4 protein-coding genes and 1 pseudogene are annotated in these 5,690 nt (G+C 38.6%); 1 reads left to right on the top strand and 4 read right to left on the bottom strand.

Translation table 11 applies throughout. The features are described from left to right. Positions 1 to 930: 930 nt before the first annotated feature. Positions 931 to 2,367 (bottom strand): pyruvate kinase, encoded by a 1,437-nt coding sequence (gene pyk / locus ACFIO3_RS07860; RefSeq protein WP_375606566.1) that lies wholly within the window; start codon positions 2,365 to 2,367, stop codon positions 931 to 933. Further along, positions 2,364 to 2,852 (bottom strand): DUF1036 domain-containing protein, encoded by a 489-nt coding sequence (locus ACFIO3_RS07855; protein ID WP_375606567.1) that lies wholly within the window; start codon positions 2,850 to 2,852, stop codon positions 2,364 to 2,366. Before ACFIO3_RS07855 ends, pyk begins: the two co-directional genes overlap by 4 nt. Positions 2,853 to 3,108: 256 nt before the next feature. On the opposite strand from ACFIO3_RS07855, the gene ACFIO3_RS07850 reads away from it, so the two are divergent. Further along, complete coding sequence (locus ACFIO3_RS07850) at positions 3,109 to 3,369, top strand: DUF2312 domain-containing protein (RefSeq protein WP_005774567.1); 261 nt, start codon at positions 3,109 to 3,111, stop codon at positions 3,367 to 3,369. A gap of 536 nt (positions 3,370 to 3,905) precedes the next feature. Here ACFIO3_RS07850 and ACFIO3_RS07845 read toward each other — a convergent pair. Then, positions 3,906 to 4,469: pseudogene (locus ACFIO3_RS07845) on the bottom strand (GNAT family N-acetyltransferase). Between the two features lie 558 nt (positions 4,470 to 5,027). Further along, positions 5,028 to 5,690, bottom strand: a 663-nt coding sequence (locus tag ACFIO3_RS07840) for an ATP-binding cassette domain-containing protein (protein ID WP_375704284.1), incomplete at its 5' end; no start/stop codon positions are given.

Raw genomic sequence — 5,690 nt, 5'->3', positions numbered from 1 at the left:
AAACCAGCGTGAATTAAGTATTTTCATCCTTTAGAGCAGGAAAAAAGTCAAACCCAAAGAGTATGTTAATCTCATACAACCTCAAACATCATAAACAACAATAGCTCTTGAAACCATCCTCTACCGACATCTTTATCCTTATAACAAATAATCCATATTTCTCTCCCCACCCCTCAAAATCTCCAAGCTTAATAAAAGAAAGAGCAAGTCGGCATCATCATTATAGTCAGCCCTCAATATTGCAACAGCCCCCTTGGCTCTTGAAACGCTTCATAAGAAGTATGCCTTTCTTGTACAATTTTTACCCACATGTCCCACCCACTTATGACGTACAAGCAAAGAGTTATGATTAACAAAACATAAATAAATTTAAGAGAATCTTACGGTATTCGGGGTTCTAATTCAAGTTTAATAACGATAAATTATCATTATAAATCAATATGTTGCAAATTCCCCGACAAAGCATATTTAAAAACACATTCACCCATCACTTTTTCTTATAACATACCAGTACGATTTTTTAGGTACATAATTTTAACTTTATTCAATTCTGTTTGCAAAAGTTTAAAATGAGAACAATTTCAAGGCTCTCATCCAAAAAGAAAAAGAATAAATTCTCATTATCAATGAACATCTCGCTCGTATAAACATCAATAAAGCAATTCCCAATATGCCTCAATGAAATAAAAAGGGGGCTCCCATTAAATGCCCTACCGTAAAAGCAGCTTCCTCAGAACTAAAACAAAATCAAAAGACAATATCACCGGATCTGCTCCCATCACCAAACTGGACGACCTAACGCAATATCTTGCTATCTTACGATAGGAGATAAAAGAATAATGAGTCTATGGAGGCATTCACAAAAGACGAACAGCCGTTGTTTTTAAAGCCTGTTCAAAGGCGCATGAAAAAACACCATGCGTAAACGGCTCAAATCCCTTTCGTTCCATCTTGAGAGACAGAAGCAATACGCAAGAGATTTGTCGCACCAGGCGTTCCAAGGGGAACACCAGCTGTCACAAGGAAGCGATCTCCCCCTTTGCAAAAACCTTCCTGAAATGCAATGGCTGCTGCACGATCAACCATATCCTCTAAACTCCGTGCATCTTGCGTGACCACACAATGAAGCCCCCAAACGAGAGCCAAACGCCGTGTTGTTTCCACAATGGGAGATAAAGCAATAATCGGTCTATTAGGGCGTTCACGAGAGGCGCGCACCCCCGTTGTTCCTGAAGCCGTATAAGCAACGATAGCGGATAGCGCAAGTGTTTCAGCAATCTGACGCGCAGCAAGAGAAATCGCATCCGTTCCTGTTGATTCTGGTGCTGGATGTTGTGCTCCAACCTGAGCGGCATAAGTGTGATCCTGTTCGATTTGCCGCGCGATTCGGTCCATCATAAGCACAGCTTCTTCAGGATAACGACCAGAAGCAGATTCAGCCGACAACATCACCGCATCTGTTCCTGCATAAACTGCTGTAGCAACATCCGACACTTCTGCGCGTGTCGGAACAGGAGATGTGATCATTGATTCGAGCATTTGTGTTGCCACCACAACAGGCTTTCCTGCTAAACGACAAGCTTTTATGAGCTCCATCTGAAGTGCAGGAACCTTTTCCAAAGGCATTTCCACTCCGAGATCACCCCGTGCAATCATAATGCCATCAGATACCTCAATAATTTTCTCTATATGCTCCAAGGCTTGAGGCTTTTCGATTTTAGCCATCAAAGACACCTTGCTTTTCGTCAACTGACGCACCGCCATAATATCTTCTGGACGTTGAATAAAAGAAAGAGCAACCCAATCAACAGGCTGCTGTAAAAGAGCCTGAAGATCCCCCTTATCTTTTGACGTCATCGCATCAAAAGGCAAAATTGTATCGGGAAAACTGACACCTTTTCGATCAGAAATACGGGCTCCAGCAACCACGCGACACTGTATAGAATGACCATCACAAACTTGCGCACGCAGTTCCACCCTTCCATCATCAATCAACAACCGATTTCCTGGTTTAACAGCTGAAAATACATCCTCATGAGGGAAAAAAACACGCTGTGCATCACCAAGAACATCGCGATTATCTAACGTAAAGCTTTGCCCAACACGCAAATCTTCTTGCCCCTTAGCAAAACGCCCCACACGCAGTTTTGGCCCCTGAAGATCCACTAAAATACCAATGGGGCGTCGAACTGTTTTTTCAACTTCTCGTATAGACTTGACCAAATCACCCAGCATATCACGATCAGTATGGCTCATATTAAGACGAAAAACGTCTGCCCCTGCCCTAAAAAGCTTTTCAATCATCAAACGAGAAAAAGAAGAAGGACCAAGAGTGGCAATAATTTTTACTTTACGTGCACGTTTCACGGTGGAGAATTTCCTGAAAGAGAAGGTATAACTGAATTGTTTAGCAAAGACTCATCCGTCAACTGTACCATCCAACTGGTTTGATTTCCGGTATCGATTTCTTTAAATTCAGCCTTTTGATATCCTCGAGGGAAACAATCATGAACCCCTTGAATGGTAAACTGGCTATCTTGCACACACATGGTCACAGAGCCTGCCCAGTTCCCTTTTTTTTGTGCCCCTTCCGCATAAAAATAATAAAACCGTGAAGCAAGAGGCCCCTCAATTAAAGTTTTACACTCCGTCACTGGTACAGTCCACCAGCCTTCGCTCACCCACCCTGAAAATGTACGATATCCAAGAGCAACCCCTACAGACTGCTGAGTTGTATTACAAACCCTAAAGTCAGCTTTTGCAAAAACAACAAGGGGAAACAAGAGCAAAAGGCTCAAGAGAAAAACTTTTAATCCTTTCTGAAGCACCCAATATCGTTTTTTTAAAATCACAAAACTTCCTCTATAATGCCAAATTCTCAAAACAAATTACACATTTCTTTATTTTAAAAGCTTTTCAAATCTAAAACGTATATTTTTCTTTTTATAGCCCTTTTATCAATGCATATATTTTAAAAATTTTACAAAATATTTAAAGTCAATTTGTAAAAAAACTGTGTAGCTTGACTTACTTTTTATTTTCAAGCTTTTTTAACCTAAATTCGTCGTCGAAAAACAACTTAAAATATATAACTTGGAGAAAAATACAATGAACGATACAGTAACCGATCAAACACACGCTATATCCGTAAACCAATTACGCTCTTTTATCGAACGTATTGAAAGACTAGAAGAAGAGAAAAAAACCATTTCTGATGATATTAAAGACGTTTACACTGAACTTAAAGGCTCTGGTTTTGATAGTAAAGCTGTTCGAAGCATTATACGATTGCGTAAAAAAGAAGAACATGAACGAATGGAAGAAGAAGCAATCATTGAGCTATATAAAAATGCGCTTGGTATGAATTAACACCATTGAGAACATTGGAAATTTTCCTAAGAAAAGAAAATATAAAAAACAAATGAATGTATAAAAATTTCACCCAAACAATAAGCAGTTTGTGTAACTTGTAACGAGACTATCGGTCACAGAATACACAATATTTATAACAGCCCTCACATTTAAAAGGATTTATACAGAGAATTTTTATTCTTATTCTTCAATCATTTTTATCCACATAAACCCTCACTTGTATGCCAACCTATGCCAACCCAGTTTGTGATGTGCAAGAGAGGTGTTTTTATGATTAAACATCTAGAGATTTGAAATGAGAAAGTCTTCCGATATTGAGTACTCTCTTCCTTCAAATTGAAAAAATGAATTATGATGATAAATCAATTTATTATCTACGAAAAGAAACATATGAAAGCGGTCAGCAGTTGAAATCCGCTAAACGAGAGTCTGAACCGTTTACAAAAGAAGAGGTGGTTAAGGATCTTCGTCTTTTAGGATAGGGAAAAGTGCAGCATATTTATACATTTGATAAAAAGACCCTTAACAAAACTTTATTCAAATCTATTAAAGGACTCATACAGATCATTGATTCGAGAGGTTAGAATGTGATCTCTCCATTTTCCAGAAATCATCAAATAGTCTTTAGCATAGCCTTCTTTTTCAAAATGAAGGCGTTTTAATAAACGTTCGCTTTTTATGTTCTCAGGTCTATAATTTGCCATCACTCTATGCAGATGATAAATATGAAAGATATGCCGTATTAGAGCCTATAAACTCTCAAATATGAGACCTTTTCCTTGTTGTTTTTCATCAAGAGAAAAACCAAGATGACAGACTTGAAAAACACCCAGAATCACATTTGTAAAATTCACAACACCAATAATTGTGTTTTCATTTTTTAATCGTACGGCATATCGGTATGCTTGTCCCTTTGCACTTTCACAAGCAAATGCATTGGCTTGTGTTTCCCAAGCCGTTAGGCTGTGGTAACCATCAGATCTAACAGGTTCAAAAGGACGCAGGTGATTCGCATTACGGAGGAAATAAGAAGACAGTTCAACTGCATCTTCTAAACCGATCAATGTGGAAATTGTTCGCTTTGTTTTAATCGCCATCATTTTCTCCTCCTAGAAATGTTACAATAACATGTTGATTTATCCTAACAAATCATCATTTTTAAACTCAAATCATAATATCGAATACAGTAAGCTTTTCTCATCACAACACTTCTTATGTTAGAATTAATGAGGATCATTTGCTTTTCCGTCATAAGCGGGGGTGGTATCTTTAAAGCATAAGGTAAAGACAAGGGCATGTTTCTTACGAATGCTCTCAAATTCCAAAGGAGCTGTAGCAACATTGGGGACTGGCAAAGTATGCAATGAAACTGGCGTGCTTCCATATATGAAATTTTGAAAAAGCTCACAGCAAAGATAGTTTTGTTTCTTTGCCTTTCAAGCTCAGAGCATGCTTGTTTTGCGCTACCATATCATTGCCCCCGTATAGAAATCCCAATGACCATCGCCTTGAAATGCTATATGTTACAGTGCAATCTAAAAAGTCTCTGCCATAACTCGTCAACAGCACTGTTCCCGCTAAATCAGCCACAAACTCTTGTAACAAATCAAAGAAAAGCGATGATGCAATACAAATCTTTTAAAGTTTTTTAGATATTACCGTGAACACGCTTCCATTTCTTCGCGTAAAATTTCAAGTTCTAGCCATTCTTCTTGCTTTTGTGTGCAAGTATTTTTCTTTTTTTCCAATGCCGTTGATAAACGCTCAAAACGTTCTTTATCGCGGCGATAAAGGGTTGGATCAGAGAGCTCTTGCTCAATTTTTTTGATTTCGTCCTGCAAAACAGCAATTTCTTCAGGCAATTTTTCCAATGCATAAACCTGCTTATAAGACAATTTACCTCGTGTTTTTTTCTCCCGCCCTACCAAGCTATGTTCTGTTGATGAATCCTGCTTTGAAAGCTCTCCCGCTTGAGATTTTGAAGGTGCTTTACGCTGCGATAATTCTGTTTTTTTGCGTTGTAAACGAAGAGCATGCTGGTTTTGCGCTATCATATCACTATAGCCACCCGCATACAAAACCCAATGACCATCACCTTGAGGTGCCAACATATGCGTTACAGTACGATCTAAAAAGTCTCTGTCATGACTGACCAACAATACTGTTCCCGCAAAATCAGCAATAAATTCTTGCAACAAATCCAAAGTTTCCATATCCAAATCATTGGTCGGTTCATCAAGAATCAAAAAGTTTGCAGGACGCGAAAGAAGGCGTGCAAGCATGAGGCGTGCTCTTTCTCCCCCTGAAAATTCTTTAAG

This window comes from Bartonella sp. AD328YNZD (genome assembly GCF_042196425.1).
The sequence above is the reverse complement of the archived record's forward strand: the minus strand, read 5'-3'. Positions and strand labels throughout refer to the sequence as shown.

Bases quoted from the DNA above. Each gene is read 5' to 3' on its own strand.
- ACFIO3_RS07850 (WP_005774567.1), top strand. From the start codon at position 3,109: ATGAACGATACAGTAACCGATCAAACACACGCTATATCCGTAAACCAA.